Origin of the sequence: Paenibacillus sp. FSL F4-0100 (assembly GCF_037993005.1) — a bacterium.
Taxonomy (GTDB): Bacteria; Bacillota; Bacilli; order Paenibacillales; family Paenibacillaceae; genus Paenibacillus_AQ.
This window is the reverse complement of record NZ_CP150303.1, coordinates 3,326,238-3,343,169: the sequence shown is the minus strand read 5'-3', so window position 1 is coordinate 3,343,169 and position 16,932 is coordinate 3,326,238. Positions and strand designations below refer to the sequence as shown.

Below are 16,932 nucleotides of genomic sequence, written 5' to 3'. Positions count from 1 at the left end.
GAAGCAGCCCGATGACTGCCTCTTTCTATTCAATAACCAACCTGCATAATTGAATGAATGTATTCTGCTTACTTCGAAAGAATTAAATAACAATCTCCTGTCCATAATAACCCTGTTTGAATAAATATTAAAGGAGCGAATAAGATTGGGAATTTTAAGCGGCAATCCTAAAAACGAACCCATGCATTATGGGGAAATATTTAGCGTATGGACAGCATCCACGTTGGCAAAAGGCATGGTGTCCTGCTACGAGGCTTATTTGAATCATGCAGGCGATAAAGACCTCAAAAAAATCCTCAATGATCTGTTGGATCAAGCTAAACTTGAGATTAAAGAATGTGATGAATTGCTTACCGAAAACGGAATCGCCCCTGCACCGGTACTTCCCGAAAGACCCCCGGTCAAACTTGAGGATATTCCGGCGGGCGCAAGATTCACGGATCCGGAAATTGCGGCCAAAATCGCTGCTGATACATCGCTCGGACTGGTAGCATGCAGTCAAATCATGGGACAATCCATCCGAGAAGATATTGGAGCGTTATTCGCTAAATATCATCTCACCATGACTGCGCTAGGTGTACGTATCCTTCAGATGAATAAGGAAAAAGGCTGGCTCATTCCGCCGCCGCTTCAAATCAAGAGACCTGAAGGAGAATAGTATAATCAAGCAAAAAAACACTCTGATCTGATGAAGCTCAGGGTGTTTTTGCTGTTCTGTTCTATTCATCTCGTTTGTATCATATTAAATTCTATCACTTCAAAATTTTCGTTTTCGATCTGTCTATTACCATATGATCCCCTCCTGAATAGAATGTAAGAATTAACTGGAAGGGGTGAAGCTGGATGCTTCAGTTGAATGGAATTGTTGGCGGTAAATCCTCCATTGATGTGGGACCCGGGAGAACTGTCCTATTACAGCAAATTGTAATCAATGTGAGGAATGGCAAGAAACTTGTCTTAAAAGACATTAATTTTTTATTCAATAACGATGCTTTTGCCATTAAAGTAGAGGCGCAACCTTCTCCAGGAGTTTTCATTGCCAGAGGAGGCTTCGGGGATTTGCACCCCAATAAAGTATTATTCAATAATAATACGGGTTCTTCTGTCTTGATATTCTTACTCGTTAGCGCCGTGAATACAGCCCGCAACAAGCGATCGCTTAGCCGCTCAGACAGTTGGCATCTTAATCTGCTCAGACGCTAACCCTTTTTCTATACAACAAAAGAGGCCAGCTTGCCTCTTTTTGTTTTTTACTCAATCCTAACCTTATCGATGATTCCATGTTCCGACGAGTGCTGTTGAGGGAGCGGGTTAATGGCTGCCTGATGCCAGCCGATGAGAAACATGCCTAGAATAACCAGGATGCCGCCGCACCATTGCTCCCATCCTGCGGATTCTTTTAATACGAGGACCGATAACAACAAAGCCGTAAAAGGCATCATACCAGAAAAAGCGGCAGCTGTGGATACAGGGCAGCGCTTGATACCGGCATACCACAGCATGAAGGCCAAGGCCGTTACGATCGGTCCGTACCAAACAAGCGCAAGCCATTCCTGCAGCTCTAATGCTGCCAGTGAAGCCAGCGAATTCTCGAACCATGCGGGTATCAGGCATAACATCAAGGCGATCACCGAGACCAGCGTCGTCTGGACCATAGGATGAATGGCTTTGTTTTGTGAAGCCGTGCGCTGCATCGAACCGATGCGGGACAGCAGGTTAAAGCCGGATTCACTACATGCCGCGCAGAGCACAAGCAGGTTACCGTACAGATGTTGTACCTCGAATGCATGGCCCGGCGTGAGTATTCCTTGTATGATCATAATGCCCGCCACCGTGCTAAGAATGCCTGCCAGCTTCATGCTGTTCGCCGATTCCTTCAAAAACCCAAATGCCAGCATGACAGTAAAGGCGGGTGTTGCGCCTGTTAGTATTCCCGCTTCTGCCGTGCTGGTATGAAGAAGGCCCTGCAGCAGAAGCATCCGAAACAGAAACATCCCGAGTAACGCCTGAAAGAACAGAAGCCTCCACTCCCGAAATGTTAATTGTCGAACCGTCCTCACCAGCTCCTTCCTACATAGAGGAAGCATACATAGCAAAGCCAATAACAAGCTGGCCGCTGTGATCGTAAACGTCCCTAATTTCCCGTTCAAAAACCATGCCGTGATGACCGAAGTCCCTGCAAGCGTGAACGCCCCGCATAAATAAAACATCCCTTTCCATCGTTCCAATAAGATCACATCCTCCAGATATCACAGATCGATAGCGACTGAATCTATGCTACAATCATAGGGAATAGACTGGTATGGTTACAGATCCAGTTAAACGTGAAATTATGCAGACCAGTTGGAGGACGAGCCTCATGTGGGGAATCACACTGCACCGAAGCAGCGAAGTATCGCTTAAACGGCAAATTTATTTAGCTATAAGGGAAAGGATTGTTCAAGGAATCTTGCAGCCAGGAGAAGCCATGCCCTCATCCCGTCAATTAGCAATAGAACTCAAGGTATCTCGTAACACGGTCAATGAAGCGTTTGACATGTTGAACGTCGAAGGCTACGTCGTTAGCCGACAAGGGGCTCCGACACGAGTTGCGAAAGGCATTGTACTGGATAACCTGGCTGAGGTAGATCCGCCGCCGCGGAAAAAAGCTCCTCCTGATTTTGCAGTGGATTTCCGGACAGGACAACCTGAACTCCGGCTATTCCCACGGTACGTATGGCAGCAAATTTCAATGAAAACACTCAGCGATATGAGCCCCACTCTGCTAGGTTATACAGGTCCTCAGGGCCTGCCCTCACTTCGTGACGAAATTTCATTGTGGCTTTATCGCAGCAAAGGCCTCAAGGTTGATGCTCAAGATATATTCATAACGGCAGGTGCCACACATGCACTGAATATCCTTGCGGACTTACTCTATCATGAAAATCAGGATATATGGTTTGAAGAACCCTGCAACATCGAGATGCTGCAGACGTTTATAAACAAAGGGTATCGAATTCATCATGTCCCCGTGGATGAGCACGGGATTCAGACCGAGCACTTGAACGACAAGCCTGGATGTCCTGTGTACGTGACACCCTCTCACCAATTTCCGCTTGGAGGGATTCTGCCGGCGGATCGTCGTGCTGCGCTCATCCGCTACGCCAGAAAAAACGGCAGCTATATCATCGAGGACGATTATGATAGCGAGTACCGATACAGCGGGGATTCGATCGCACCTTTATATGCCATGGATCCCGATAGGGTCATTTATGTTGGCACCTTCAGCAAAGTGCTGTTCCCGGCCCTTCGGATCGGGTACGCGATTGTACCCCGTAAGCTTCAACAGCGCTGGGGGCATCTGCGTACCCATACCGATGTGCAGAATCCCCCTTTTGAGCAAGCTGCCTTAGCCGAGTTTTTACACACCCGGAAATTTGACAGGCATATCGGGAAAATGCGCAAGATCTACGGCGAACGGAGACAGGTCCTGTTATCTTCGCTACATGAGTTTTTCGGAGATACTTGGCGTTCCTGGGGAGATGCAGCCGGCCTGCATTTGACTGTTGAATTTCCCGGGGGGATCTTTGACGAGGCTTTCAGGCAGAAAACCCGGCAAGACCGGATACGCATCACGCCGCTGGACTACCATTGTATTCAAAAAAGAACCCATGCAAACAAGTTATTGTTTGGCTACGGTCACCTGGAACCTGCTGAAATCCGCAGTGGAATCTCACTGCTGCAGGCTTATTTGAAGAATCAAGGGTACCTATAACAACCTCAAGATTCCTTCAAACTTCCATCCAAACAGTGAAGGCTGCCATCAGGCAGCCTTTTAATGCTTAAGTCACTGTTCTGTTCTCCATGCATCCATTCCTATTTAATGTTTATCGTTGGCTTCGTGCTTGCCAGCTGTTTCGCAGCTTCTTCCGCTTCCTGAAAGGCCTGTGCGAGGATATCATCTCGATCCAGGATCGCATTTCCCTGTGCCCGGATGATCTGATAATCGATGATCCCCATAAAATTAAACATAGACTTAAGGTATTTATGCGAGTATTCCACCTCGGCATACCAGTCATGATTCGTGTAAATGGCATCACTGGCCTGAATGACCAGCAAACTGCGGCCATCGGTTAGCAAACCTTCCGATCCATTCTCCGTATATTGAAATGTCTCGCGTGCAATCAGGATGTTGTCGATATAATCTTTAAGCTTGGAAGGAATGTTGAAATTGTGCATCGGCATGACGATAACATACTTCCGTGCCGCCTTAAACTGCTGCAGGATGGCGGACATTCGGTCCGTTATCTGTTGCTCCTCTTCGTTAAGCGGCTCCTCTCTTCCCTGTTTGCTCCATAGCTCTAGAACCATATGATCGATGGCGGGTATAGAATCACGGTATAAATCAATTTGTTCTATAGCTCCTGCTGGATTCCATTTCGTGTACGCCTCCAAAAAATGCTGAAGCACCCGCAAGCTGACAGATGTTGCTGACTCCACCTTCGGATGTGCGTTGATAATGAGCATGTTCTCCATCTGATATCTCTCCTTTTTCATCTATATCATAATGTAGACAAACAAGGCGATCCAATTGTGACATCAACTTATGATTTTATGCATAAATCGAAGGCCGCGATGGAAATGATAAATAATCTCCGAAGCCCTCTCAGGCTGAAGGTCACCATCCTAGACTCCAGGAGGCATCCGACGGAAGAACAGATCAACAAGAAGCTGGAGGCCCTGCTGACCTCTCGCCTGGATCCAAATGTTTATGAAAACGCAAAAAGAGCAAGCAGATATCTTTGCCTTGGGCCAATATTTCAGAAACCACCTGAACCGTGAACAGCTGCGAGATTGGAGAACCACTTACTACCCTAATCTGGATTTTAAACTTCGTGTAACGACCGTCATTGAGAATCGTGGTAATCTTAAGAATTTGTAAGTCCAGGATAACGGATCAAACCGCATGTTCATTCATAACAAAAAGGACCGCACATGCGGCCCTTTTGTTATTCTCATATAATTGCTTGCTTGTTAGCTTTTTGAGTTCCAGCATCCCTCTTAATGCTCCATATTTGTATGGATTTACTTTGCAGGGACCAGGATTTCGCCCAAAGCATCAAGCAGCTCTTGATTTTCTTCCGCCGTTCCAACCGAAATCCGGATATGCCCGGGGAGTCCCCAACCTTTGGCGGACCTGACGATAATCCCCCGCTCCAGCAGCTTATGGTATAGGATATCCGCATGTTCTCCAAGCTCTGCCAGAATGAAATTGCTCATGCTCTCGTAGTAAGGAATTGATAACCGACTCAGTCCCTCATAGATTTGCTGTCTGCCTTGTTCATTCATCCGGCATGATGCCTGGACGTGCTCCTCATCTCCAAGTGCGGCCGATGCCGCCGCCTGTGCCAGCGCATTGACATTGAAGGGCTCCTTAACCTGGAGGAGCGTGCGGATGATGCCTTCCGAAGCGGCGCCATACCCGACGCGAATACCCGCAAGTCCGTAAATTTTAGAAAATGTATTGAGGGTAATGACCGGATATCCCGACTTGATGAAATCGATCCCATCCGAGTAATCAGGGGCTGTTGCATAATGGCGATATGCCGTATCAATGACAACCAGCACGCGAGTAGGAAGACGGTCCAGCAGCTTTTTCATTTCAAGCTCGGGAATGTAGGTGCCTGTTGGATTATTGGGAGTACATAGATACACGATTTTAGTTCGTTCCGTAATCACGGACAGTATATCTTCCGCAGAAAAGGCGTATTGCTCACGCAGCGGTACCTTAATGACCGTACCCGACATTAGAAAAGCACCGAACTCATATTCGCTGAATGTCGGATCAGGAACCACGATCTCGTCGCCAGGTTCAAGGTATGCCCGAGAAATCAGCATGATAAGCTCATCGCCGCCGTTTGTCACGATGAATTGATTCGCTGCCAATCCCAAGTGCTCGCCAAGCGCTTGCCCGAGACTCGAAGAACGTTCGTCGGGATAACGATGTAAACCAGGCAGTTGATCCTGAATGGCTTGCAATGCTTTGGGCGAAGGACCGAGCGAATTTTCATTGGAAGCCAATTTGATGACGCGATCCAAGCCGTATTCCTGCTGCACTTCCCAGATTGGCTTACCTGCCGTGTAAGGCTTCAACCGTCCTAATGCCTGCCGCGGTGTTATTTGCAGCTCTTTATCTTCCCCTGCTTGATTCAATATGTTCTCCCTCCGTTGCCGTGTATTTATGTGTATTTATCTTCTACACTTCACCATCGAGAAGCCGAAGTTACATCATATTATAACGGTAAAGTTCAAATAAATCTCTACGAAAAAGGCACCCTTTTCCATAAAATCGAAAAAGAGTGCCTAATATCTTGAAAATTTCACAACAATGGCATAGTCATGGAACATGACTGAATCGCCTTTGCAAATTATTTTGTCTTCTGAACGTGATTCGTCAACAGATCAAGTAAATAGGCTTTTAGATCAACCATTCGTAGATTTGCAGGCTTTTCGTTAGTTCCCGCAATGATAAGTGGCACAAGCGACTCCATTTGGCGAATGGAGCCGTGGCCCCCGCCCCCCGCATGCGTCGGAGAGCTCCGGTCCGCCAATTCGTATCCCGGTTTAGCCGTCACGACCAAAAATTCTCCTTTATGAGAATTCAGCGAACCGGACAACCTCTCCAGCACATCGGGATACTGTCCGTAATCCAAGGTTCGATGATCGGCATTCAATTTAAGGCCCAGCACCTGCGCATCCTGCTTCACGGTCCACGTTTGTTTATAGCGATCGATCAGGTTACCTTTCGCCTTATATCGGAGTTCCTTCGAAGTGGATCCTTGAAGAGCATGAATCCATCCGTTTTCTTTCCAAGCAACAAAATCGATGCGGTCATCCTTGCTCAGGATATCCGCTAAGCTTCGCAGAGAACGACTAGGCTTGAAATTATATACATAAGCCATCGTTTCATTGACTGCGAGGGCGACCTCGGTTTCCGCTTTCACCTCTTCACCCGGCTTTAGAACAGAGATGCCTTTCAGCATAGCGGGCATATCAATCTCCGAACGTTGTTCCGCTGGAAGAAGCTGTGTCATGCCACTGTCCCCAGCGATGACAAAAATCGCTTCGTTGAACGCTTTTTCCGGCGATCCGAAGGCATTTAATACGGCCCGGAGCTGCTGATCCACTTTTTTGACGCCTTCGAGCTCTGACGGACCTTTTTTATGAAGCTTCTGGTCCAGGTCCGGTAAATAAACATACAAAAAATCCGGCAGCTTGTTGGCTCGAATCAGATAATTTACGGCTTCGATTGCATACTTATTGTTCAGCCCCATCCGATCCGTGAGATCGTCAGGCAGATTCTTGGTATCTTTAGGGCCTTCCAGGGGATTGGACAAGGCTCCCAGAGTTAAAAAATCCGGACCTTTGACTTTTATGTGTTTCGGCAGGGAAGTCGGACCTTGAATCCAATCCGGGATCGTCAGCGTATGCTCGGTCGGTCCCCGATATATCAAGCCGTTAATCGACCCTGATTTCAAGCCAATGCGGGCTAATTCTTCGTAAATCGTAGGTGAATCCGGATTTAAATGTTTCCCGTTCAAATGGATTAATGCATCAGTCAGAACCGGATTGATGCCTTGCTTGAGGATTTCCATCGGCCCTGTTCCGTAGTTGATCATCTTCTTATCGTCGGACGAATACCATAGGAGACCTGGTACGCCATGCCCATTCGGATATTTTCCCGTCATCATCGTGCTGTCAATCGTGACAGACATTGTAGGAAAAGAGCTGACCAGATCCTTGTAATATTGTCCATGTTCGATCAAATATTGAAAGGTGGGCAGCTGTTTTTGAGAAATGCCCTTATCAATCGCCTGTGCCATTAAGGAGTCGACCATCAGGAATATGACTTTCTTATGTGTAGGACCTTGTTCGGATCTAACCCGCAGCAAATCCTGTTCGCCAGGTTTTTGATGTCGGCATCCCATTACCGTGATCAGTACAAGGGACAGCATTACGAGGATCATCCTGTTTATTCGCATTTTCACATTCACCACCTTAGTACATTTTGTCGCTAAAGTGGAAATGTCATTCGAGGGATATTTTGCATATTACGATGATCCATTTATGTTCAAATATGATGTTCGCCGGTTCTAATCAAGCCTCGCTTTTCCTGCTTTGATAAAGGATCCGGTTCACTTTCTCGGAGCTGAGCAGCATGATCAGGGCAAACAACAGAATGACGACGGGTAATAAACCTATCGATATTTGAGCCGCAACGATACCAAACAGTGGGGGTAAGATCGTGGTGCCGGTATAGGCAACAGCCATCTGATAACCCATAATTCTGGATGATTGAGCTTTGCCGAAGCGGGCTGGCGTTTCATGCAGCAAACAAGGGAATATGGGTGCAAGCCCGAGTCCGATAACAATGAGTCCGATGAGAGAAAGATAGGAATGCAGCGGTAGCAACAACAGGACTGCACCGGTAATAGCCGTCACTTGTCCAGCACGGATGAGCGTCCGATTGTTCAACCTCAGCGTTACGAATCCTGTAATGAATCGGCCGAATGTGATGCCTCCATAATACATGGACACCCATACTGCTGCTGTTTCCGGGGACAGATCTCGGGTTCCTACGAGAAAGCTCGCTCCCCATAAACCGACGGTCGCTTCCACTCCGCAATAGAACAAAAACGCCAACAGGGTTATCTTTACCCCTCTAATTTGGAGCGGCTTTCCGTGCTTCTGGACAATGGCTTCATCGCTGTTCGTTGATTCATTTCCCGTTTGTTCTTCAATCATGCCTTCGGGCTGCCGATGCTGACTTGCCACGATCCTCCAGAGTGGGAGCGTGAGCAGCAGGATGAAGACCAGAACGAACTGCAGCATGGATACGGTAAAATATCCGTCTCTCCATGTATCGTTAGCACCCATGGAATAGGACATGATAATCGGCCCTAACGTTGCGCCCACGCCCCAGAAGCAGTGCAGCCAGCTCATATGGTGGGCCTTATAATGGTTTGCTACATAGTGGTTCAGTCCCGTATCGACCGCCCCTGCGCCTAAACCCAGCGGAATCGCCAGCAGAATGAGCCAGAACAGCGATGGCGCATACGCAAAACCGAGCAGCGCACTCGCCGTCAACAAACAGCTGATAAGCGTAACCATACCCGTTCCGAAGCGTTCGATCACGCTCCCGCTAATCAAGCTGGATACAATCGTGCCTCCGGTTACGACCATCGATAGCAACCCTGCGGATTCGAAGGCAGCACCGATATCCGGCTGCATGGCCGGCCAGGCGACCCCGAGCAAGGAATCCGGAAGCCCTAAACTGATAAAGGCCAAATAAATAATTAGAAGAAAAAATGTTACCACAAATAATGGTCCTTTCTACGCCGTGATCATTCAGACAATGGGATGAAATAGGAAGTAATCTCCTTAATTTTGGCAGCATTAAGGGTGCTGCTAAACCGGTATACGTTACAAAATGCCAGGCGCTTCCGGTCATCGAATACAAGGATTCCGTCCGCTGCACCGGTGCTGCCATGCGTTATCAGATGATGAATATGCAGTTCGGCTGTCTTGCCATACTTCACCTGACATAACGATTCAATCACTTGATCCTTCCCATGAACGATTCTTTCCCCAACGTAACTCATCTGAATCCCATCCGTGAAATTCTCATTCATAAATTGTGTATCCATGCCAGCCAAAGCGATGTGGAGTCTCTTCAGCAACTCCTTCTTCGGTGCGTTCCCGCAATCCTCCTCGCATGTGATAACGAAATCTTCTTTGCCTGCAATACCATCTGCCATAACCAAACCTCCTAATCCCTGCTGTGTATGTAAGGGGATTTTTCATCTATTTTAAACCTTGTTTGGTCATATGGAAAGACTATGCACGGCTTCTATTCCCGAAGATGAAAGGTTAGGGATGAAACGCCTTCCAGAACTCCCCTTCGGTATCAATCATGCCCTTGATCTGGGCAAAAGGAATTGTGAACGTCGGAAAACCCGCTGCGTAAGGGGCGATCTCATACGGTGCAAACACCAGATGTAATGCGTCCTCGGTTACATAGAAGGGCTGGTTTGCTGCAATTCCCTTATAGCTATCCGGGAATACATACGAATACTGCGGATCCTCTTGAATCTGCTTACCAACAATGCGGCTGAGCTCCTTCACATAATCGGTGCCCGGCTTAAACAAGTCCTTCAATTCATACATCCTGCCGTTCTCAAGATTGATCACGGCGTAAACTTTCGTTGGCATGCCGTGTGCGGCACCAGAGGGATAGTTATAACCGTTCAACTCCAGTTCAAGCAGTTTCTGCTTGTAGAAAATGACATCAAAATCGCCTGTATACGTATAATCAAGCTGTTGATTCGGAGGAATGAATTTCACCTGTGACATTTCTTTAAGCTTCGTATTCAGCGTGTGCTGAGCTGCTTGATCCCTCATTCCATCGATCTGTGGATAATAGACTAAGTAGTCCGGATTGGGTTTATACTTTTCTTCCATTACCTTATAAGGAGAATGCAGCGGGATCACCGTGTTCTGCTTCCATATGACATGACCCGACCCTTCCAGGTAAGACAGACGCTGATCGACCAGGGCCTTAATCAACCCTCCTGCTTCCAGCGTAAGCGAACCGCTGCCGTTCACTTGGGGATACCCCGGCGCCGGTCTGCCGGTTCGATCAATAAAATACGTCTGTTTCGCATCATAAACCGAGGCCAATCCATGCTTGTAATCAGAAACTTCCCGATATACAAAATCAGATAACCTCTTTCCGTCCCAATCTGCAATGGCATACATCGAACCAATATACGGCTGTTCAGGATTAATCGCACGCCCAAGCGCAAACCGGTCTTCATTCAAGTCCCGGATATCGTTATATTCCGGCTTGATTACCCACTCGCCCTGCTTATTAATGACGCCATACTTCGACTTGTAATCTTCTGCCGTGTTAACGATCGCTCTGTCATGATGAAAAGAAAATGCCGAAGTATAGGTCGGCGGAATGACGATGTTCCCCTGCTCATCGATATATCCGTATTTGCCAGTGCTATCCTTCTGAAAGGCCAGCAAGCCATCGCCAGGCGGTCCGACGTAGGCGAACGGATAATTGGCCAATCGGCGTCCATAGAGATCAATGAGCGCGTAAAGATTGTCTTTTATTTTCACAACAGCTTTGCCATTGACAAAATCATTCGCTTCCTCATATTGCGCTGGGATCACCTCTTGGCCCGCGGAATCGAGGTAGCCGTATCGGCTGTTCGCTCCATCTCCACTGCCATTATCAGTTACATAATAAACCGCCCTTCCTTCTCGAAGCCCTGCTATATACGGAAATCCTCGTCGTGTCAGCACTTCCCCTTGTTCGTTAATCATCTTAAAACCTTGATCATCGATCACGGTCGCTCGATGCTCCGAGAACGGGCTGATGGACTGATATATAGGCTTCACTACGAAACGGTCAGACCTGTCAATGAGGCCATACTTACCGTTCACGCCTACGATCGTAAGACCATTGTCCTGGAAATCCTGTGCATCATCATACTTTGGCTCAATGACCATACTTCCGCTACGATCAATATATCCCCACTTCGTTCCGTCCGTCGTCTTCACGGATGCCGGAAATAAACCGGCATGCTGCTGCGGCTGCCCTCTGCCTGCTAGCATCTCCTTTATTCGCCTCTCAAGATCCAGCAGCGTTTCACGCGCCGGGTAGGGTTCTGCGAACGTAAGTGCTTTGCGGACCGACACAAGGGCCGCTTCCGGCATCCCGGCCCGATATTGTGCATCCGCCAGGTAATACCAGTAATAAGAATAATCCGGATGTTCTTGCGTCAATCTCTCGTAGTACCTTACAACGACAGGGAAATAATAGCGGTATACATCCGGTGCAGTCACTAACGCCCCTTGGCTCCATCTGACGACCTCGACTCGATAAGCTTCGCCTGTATCGTGAATCCAAAGCGCGATTTCAGCCTGACCATCCGGACCCGAAGCACCCGGCATATCTGCAATATCGATATAACTGTAATATATATCAGCAGGTCCGATATCTTGAAGGCCCTCTGGCGTCCAAGCGTAGATCGACAATTTTGACCAGATGGAACCGAGCTGCCAACCTACGATTAATTGATTCATACTTGGGTTCAACACAGGGGCCGCCGTCAATGAAGTAACCCCATATCCCTGCCCCAAGACGTTGGCAACGACCTCATATCCGCCATTGCGGTAAAGCAGCACAAATAAATAAAGCTCATGATTCAATCGGGACACACCGACAATCTCTGGGATGTGATCTCCCGTGATGTCGACTGCGACAACTGCAGGATGTTCTGCAGGCTTATCGATTCGTACAAGTTCAGCACCGTGCGGCAGATAGGCCATAGCGATTTGTGCCAGCTGCTGATCATTGACGGACATTTGGGCACCCTCCCTTATTCAGAGCTTTCTCGCCTAATCGTATGCAGACGATGGTTAAATATGCACCTGCGGGCGAGGCGGAGAGCATTTCTTAAGTCCCGTGTTTCCATTGGCGGATGACCGCAAAACAAAAAAACGGCCTGATCACGTCAGGCAATCAGATCGTTCTCTTCACTTCAAAATGGTTTGCTGACCATGAAATACAAAATAACGACCGGCAGCAGCGTGGCTATCGTCCCGCCTACCGCCCAATACGCCGAAGCTCTTTTATAACCTGCTGTAATGACCCCATCCCTAATGGATTGTTTACTATGCCGAATCATCCCTTTTTGCAGCGGAATCAATAAACCAGCCCACAGGATCCCCGTCATACCAAACAGAATCAATGAAGCCATCAGCCAGCTCATTCCGCCCATTCCATATCCGGCTTGAACAGCCATCACAACGCCTGAAATGATGATCAGCAGTAAACCTGGCAGGGTAAATACCATATCGGCTAACATGACATTCTTAACCGTGTTATGGATTTCTGCCGGATCCCCTTTCAGATCAGCTCTTACTTTCCAGAATACCGCCGTAATGATATTGCCGAGGAATAACACACATCCGGCGATGTGCAGAAATAACCACAATGTCATAAGCCATCCTTCCCCTCTTCCCGGTGCCCGGGCCGAAGAATATCGATGATGAAATCCGCATATTCCTTCGTGCCAAATACATGACTATTTACGCCGATTAGTCCCCGCATCCGCAGTCCGAACGACAACAGCTCAAACAGCTCTGCCGTCCGTTCCGCATCGATGGTTTCCGGTATGACCCCCGCTTCCTGGCCTGTAACAATCCATTTCTTCGAAGTCGCTGTAGCTTCTCTATAGAAGCCAGCCACAATGTCGGCGATTTCGGGCTGATCGCTTTTTCCAATAAGGTACATTAAGATCAGGTTGCTCACATCGTCACGGCTTTCCAGTCTCGACATGCTGTTGGTAATGGTATTCATCGGTCCTTCAAACTGTTTAATGTCCCCTTGCTTGTTCACTTCACTCATGAACTGCTCGTTCTGCTCAGCAAGCTTAGCTCGTAATACGTGCACAAACAGCTCATCCTTACTTGAAACATAATGAAATATGGCCCCTTTGGACAAGCCCGAACGCTTCATGATGTCATTAAGGGTGGTTTGGCTGCAGCCTTGCTCCCTTATCAATTCTTCCGTGGCTTCAAGCAGTATTCGCTTGGTTTGCTCTCGCCTTTCTTCCTGCTTCATCTAATAACTCCTCCTTGATGATAAGTTGGTTACCCCTGAGGCGGAAGCCAGCCCGCCATGAGAACTGCGGCCAGGAAAACGATTTGCAGAACCGTTCTCAGCCCGATTGAAGTGACCGGCTTGCCGCCAAGTGACAAATGGCGATTCGCTGCGTATACATTGGCAGGAAACATGGCTATCAGCATCAGTGCGAGACCTGTAGATGCCAAGGCTGTGGTAGCCGGAATCAGGATTAGAATAGCGCCCGCAATCTCCAGCAGCCCGGTGAAGGTAACCATGAACGGGGCATTCGGTATTCCCGGGGGGATCATGGCGATTAGATCGGGTCGTCGTTTTCCCCAGTGGGCAGAAGCCGTTACCAAAAACATGACCGCAACCGCAAACCTGAGCGAAATGACCCAGTCATTTACATACTCCCAGCCTGTGAAGCCCAGCGTCCGAAACAAAAGTAGCGAAACCATCATCGCGACAAATGGGATCATCAACCTCACCAACCTTCCGAATTTCATAACCTCATTATATATACCGACCATCGGTTTGTAAATGGGGGTTTCAAATTTATTCCTTTAAATACTTCAGGCACGTCAGTACCTTATTAAAAAAGAGAGCAAGCGTGCGGCTGTCCTACAACCAGGCTTGCCCTCTACTCTCATAACATAGGTCAGCTATGCTGCGCTTTTTTCTTCTACATACATTCGAAATAGCAGGATATACAGCGCCACACTGATTAATGCCGATAGCAAGATGATGCTGAATATACCCATAGGCGGCAGCCAAGTGGACAGAAATACCGTCATCGGAGCCAGAAATCTTCCGATAGTAAACTGTAAGCTGTCAGCTCCCATATACTGTCCTCTTGCATGCTCTGGAGCATAACGGCTAATAAAGCTTTGCGTCACTGGGGAACGAGCCATTTCGCCGAAAGTAAAAATAATGGTTACAAAGAATAAGAACCAGATGTTCGTATTCAGTCCGAGTGCAAAAGTACCTACTCCGGATAACAAGGAAGATAGTACGAATACATCACGCTCCTTCCAATTCCGAAACCACTTGGTGACTGGCAGAATAAAGAGAACAAACAAGAGACCGTTGAGCCCCAGCACCCACCCTAATATCTCTGTGCTCGATAGCATAAGCGAATGTCCGTTCCAGGAGAACAGCGCCTGGGATGGTACATAATCGATCACATATACCGCCAAATACAGATCCAGCTGCATGATCGCCACAAGGGCAAAAATCCCCGCCAGTATGTACACCAGAAACACTTTATCTCGAAAAATGATGCCATATCCCTTCCACTGTTCCTTGAATACCTGAAGAATCGACCCCGTTGCCTTTACACTTTGGGCAGGCCCCGGCAGGGTTTCATGAACGATGAAGTAAATCGCGATGAAATAGATCAGCAATACGAAGGAACATGACCACAGAAGCTCTTGCCGATACTGAAAAAAGAAAATGGCTCCAAGTGCCGGACCAAGCACGGCACCCAAGTTGTTCGCTGTCGTAAACGTTGCAAATACTTGCCGCCTTTCTTGAACCGGAACCAGATCGGCTACCATTGCGGAGCTGGCAGGTCTATAGATGGCTCCCCCGAATCCGATGCCGATAAAAGCGGCATAATCGATCCAGTGCGAAGGCGATAACGCGAACATCGCAAACATGACCGTCTGCAGCGACGCGCCAAGCAGCATGATGGGGCGACGTCCCAGCCGATCGGCTAAAGCACCGCCGAGCAAGCTGCCTATAATGCTGAATATCGGAGGAACCGTCATGAGGATTCCCGCGATATGATTGCCTAAAGCCGCTCCGAAATAAACCGTTATGAAGGGGAAATACATCCAAAACAGCATATTGAACAGCGCTTCACCCAATAATCGAACCTTTAAATTGTTATCCCATAATCGTATTTGCACAAGACTCCCTCTCTCTATGTCGCAGCAGCACAAAAGTTAAAAAACGAACGATATATCACGTCTCCCGGCCGGGTATTACAAACTATAAAACATTTCCCTGGCAAAATATAGACTTATAATGAGCGCTGAGCTATACTAATAATATGAAAGCCGAATATCGCCCGATTCAATTTAGATGACCCACAAAACGAACATTTGTTCTAAATATGAAAGACGATCCCGTGGGAGCGTCTTTTTTTGTTGCATGATGTATTAAACAAACTGAGGCTTAACAGGAACAAACTGTGGTTTTTGTACGAATAATCGCACAACAGAGAGTCAAATGCCAGCTGTTAGAAGAGATTTGTACGATAAATCGTACAATCCTTCCGTTGGACCAGTATAGAATATAGAATGCGCTTAGCAGTTGGCAGCCTGGACGCAGGATAATTTTCCCAATGGGGCTTAATCAGCCAGCTTCTTCAATTCATGCAGATGATCGAAGATCATCTGGCCAACCTCAGAGACCCGCTCCCGATCCTTATACGTTAACCAAGCCAATTCTTCGATCTCCGAAGCCGGGCTTAGCTCTCCTTCATACTCCGCCGTGTAACAGGACATCGTTACTCGAACACCCTCCGATTTGCCGTGAGCGCCAGCCCGGAAGCTGCCTGCATTCGTCACGGTCTCCGGTTTGATCCGAACGGACAGCTCCTCTTTGATTTCCCGCACCAGCGTATCGATATCGGATTCTCCCGGTTCCCGTTTTCCTCCCGGCAGATAGTACGTATCCTTTCCTTTGGAACGAGCGCCCAATATGCGCCCATCCACGATGTGGATCCAGGCGATCTTGTCAATCTCCGTTATCATATGGATTCCTCCCCTTATCATGTAAACTTCATGCTAAGCCGTCCCTTGTTGTTCCCGTTTCCCGCCTAATTTAAATACCAGTATCCCCCCGACAATCACAAGAACACCGATCAACTGATTCATTGTAAACGGAACCTTCTCTAACCCTAACCATCCCAAGGAGTCCCACAACAGTGCGAAACCGAGCTGCGAGGTCATGACAATCGAAATGGCGAATGTGGCACCCAGCAGCCTTGTCGCCTGCACCAGGCAAATCACCACGCCGACCCCAATCAACCCGCTAATCCAGTACCAAGGCTCCATGTTTTGAATGGCGAACGTCCCCTTGCCTTCTACAGCAAGACTCATGCCGAACGAAGCCACGAAGCCCATGCCTAACACCAACGTCGTTGTAGACCAGGGGCCTGTCTTCTCATTCACTCTATTATTGAAAATATTCTGCAAACTAACCATTGAACCCGCGATTAGTGCCAATACCAATCCTGCTAACAT

General features: G+C 47.9%; 17 protein-coding genes. 4 read left to right on the top strand and 13 right to left on the bottom strand.

The features are described from left to right. The first annotated feature begins 145 nt into the window (after positions 1 to 145). The gene (locus tag MHH48_RS15225; protein WP_076326075.1) at positions 146 to 658 is read left to right on the top strand and encodes a DUF3231 family protein; all 513 of its coding nucleotides are present in this window, start codon (positions 146 to 148) and stop codon (positions 656 to 658) included. A 185-nt stretch (positions 659 to 843) separates the two neighbouring features. Beyond that, positions 844 to 1,203 carry a hypothetical protein gene (locus MHH48_RS15220; RefSeq protein ID WP_076326074.1) on the top strand — a complete coding sequence of 120 codons (360 nt, stop codon included), beginning with the start codon at positions 844 to 846 and terminating at the stop codon, positions 1,201 to 1,203. Between the two features lie 47 nt (positions 1,204 to 1,250). On the opposite strand, the gene MHH48_RS15215 is transcribed toward MHH48_RS15220, so the two are convergent. Further along, positions 1,251 to 2,237 (bottom strand): DMT family transporter, encoded by a 987-nt coding sequence (locus MHH48_RS15215; RefSeq protein WP_076326073.1) that lies wholly within the window; start codon positions 2,235 to 2,237, stop codon positions 1,251 to 1,253. A 122-nt stretch (positions 2,238 to 2,359) separates the two neighbouring features. Here MHH48_RS15215 and MHH48_RS15210 point away from each other — a divergent pair, with 122 nt between their 5' ends. Beyond that, positions 2,360 to 3,754 carry a PLP-dependent aminotransferase family protein gene (locus MHH48_RS15210; RefSeq protein ID WP_076326072.1) on the top strand — a complete coding sequence of 465 codons (1,395 nt, stop codon included), beginning with the start codon at positions 2,360 to 2,362 and terminating at the stop codon, positions 3,752 to 3,754. A gap of 101 nt (positions 3,755 to 3,855) precedes the next feature. Here the strand turns inward: MHH48_RS15210 and MHH48_RS15205 are convergent, their stop codons facing one another. Further along, positions 3,856 to 4,515, bottom strand: coding sequence for an NAD(P)H-dependent oxidoreductase (locus MHH48_RS15205; RefSeq protein WP_076326071.1), 660 nt, complete (start codon positions 4,513 to 4,515; stop codon positions 3,856 to 3,858). Positions 4,516 to 4,750: 235 nt separating this feature from the next. Between MHH48_RS15205 and MHH48_RS15200 the strand changes: the two genes are divergently transcribed. Beyond that, complete coding sequence (locus tag MHH48_RS15200; protein ID WP_256720825.1) at positions 4,751 to 4,921, top strand: Ger(x)C family spore germination C-terminal domain-containing protein; 171 nt, start codon at positions 4,751 to 4,753, stop codon at positions 4,919 to 4,921. Between the two features lie 143 nt (positions 4,922 to 5,064). Here the strand turns inward: MHH48_RS15200 and hisC are convergent, their stop codons facing one another. The 11 genes from hisC to MHH48_RS15145 form a co-directional block, all read right to left on the bottom strand. Beyond that, positions 5,065 to 6,192, bottom strand: coding sequence for a histidinol-phosphate transaminase (gene hisC, locus MHH48_RS15195; protein WP_076326070.1), 1,128 nt, complete (start codon positions 6,190 to 6,192; stop codon positions 5,065 to 5,067). A gap of 215 nt (positions 6,193 to 6,407) precedes the next feature. Further along, entirely contained in the window at positions 6,408 to 8,021 is a 1,614-nt protein-coding gene (locus MHH48_RS15190; RefSeq protein WP_076326069.1) for an alkaline phosphatase family protein, read from the bottom strand. A gap of 115 nt (positions 8,022 to 8,136) precedes the next feature. Next, positions 8,137 to 9,357: an MFS transporter gene (locus MHH48_RS15185; protein ID WP_076326068.1), complete on the bottom strand. Its 1,221-nt coding sequence runs from the start codon at positions 9,355 to 9,357 to the stop codon at positions 8,137 to 8,139. A 26-nt stretch (positions 9,358 to 9,383) separates the two neighbouring features. After that, positions 9,384 to 9,797, bottom strand: coding sequence for a hypothetical protein (locus tag MHH48_RS15180; RefSeq protein WP_076326067.1), 414 nt, complete (start codon positions 9,795 to 9,797; stop codon positions 9,384 to 9,386). A gap of 112 nt (positions 9,798 to 9,909) precedes the next feature. After that, on the bottom strand, positions 9,910 to 12,417 hold the full coding sequence (locus MHH48_RS15175) for a WG repeat-containing protein (protein ID WP_076326066.1): 2,508 nt from the start codon (positions 12,415 to 12,417) through the stop codon (positions 9,910 to 9,912). A gap of 176 nt (positions 12,418 to 12,593) precedes the next feature. Then, a complete protein-coding gene (locus tag MHH48_RS15170; RefSeq protein WP_076326065.1) occupies positions 12,594 to 13,055 on the bottom strand; it encodes a DUF2269 family protein in 462 nt (153 codons plus the stop codon). Continuing rightward, positions 13,052 to 13,678 carry a TetR/AcrR family transcriptional regulator gene (locus MHH48_RS15165; protein WP_076326064.1) on the bottom strand — a complete coding sequence of 209 codons (627 nt, stop codon included), beginning with the start codon at positions 13,676 to 13,678 and terminating at the stop codon, positions 13,052 to 13,054. The genes MHH48_RS15170 and MHH48_RS15165 overlap by 4 nt, the downstream gene beginning before the upstream one ends. A 29-nt stretch (positions 13,679 to 13,707) precedes the next feature. Beyond that, positions 13,708 to 14,160, bottom strand: a complete 453-nt coding sequence (locus tag MHH48_RS15160) for a hypothetical protein (protein WP_076326063.1) — start codon at positions 14,158 to 14,160, stop codon at positions 13,708 to 13,710. A 183-nt stretch (positions 14,161 to 14,343) separates the two neighbouring features. Then, complete coding sequence (locus MHH48_RS15155; protein WP_076326062.1) at positions 14,344 to 15,591, bottom strand: MFS transporter; 1,248 nt, start codon at positions 15,589 to 15,591, stop codon at positions 14,344 to 14,346. A 444-nt stretch (positions 15,592 to 16,035) separates the two neighbouring features. Beyond that, positions 16,036 to 16,440, bottom strand: a complete 405-nt coding sequence (locus MHH48_RS15150) for an NUDIX domain-containing protein (protein ID WP_076326061.1) — start codon at positions 16,438 to 16,440, stop codon at positions 16,036 to 16,038. 33 nt (positions 16,441 to 16,473) lie between these two features. Next, positions 16,474 to 16,932 (bottom strand): DMT family transporter, encoded by a 459-nt coding sequence (locus tag MHH48_RS15145; protein WP_076326060.1) that lies wholly within the window; start codon positions 16,930 to 16,932, stop codon positions 16,474 to 16,476.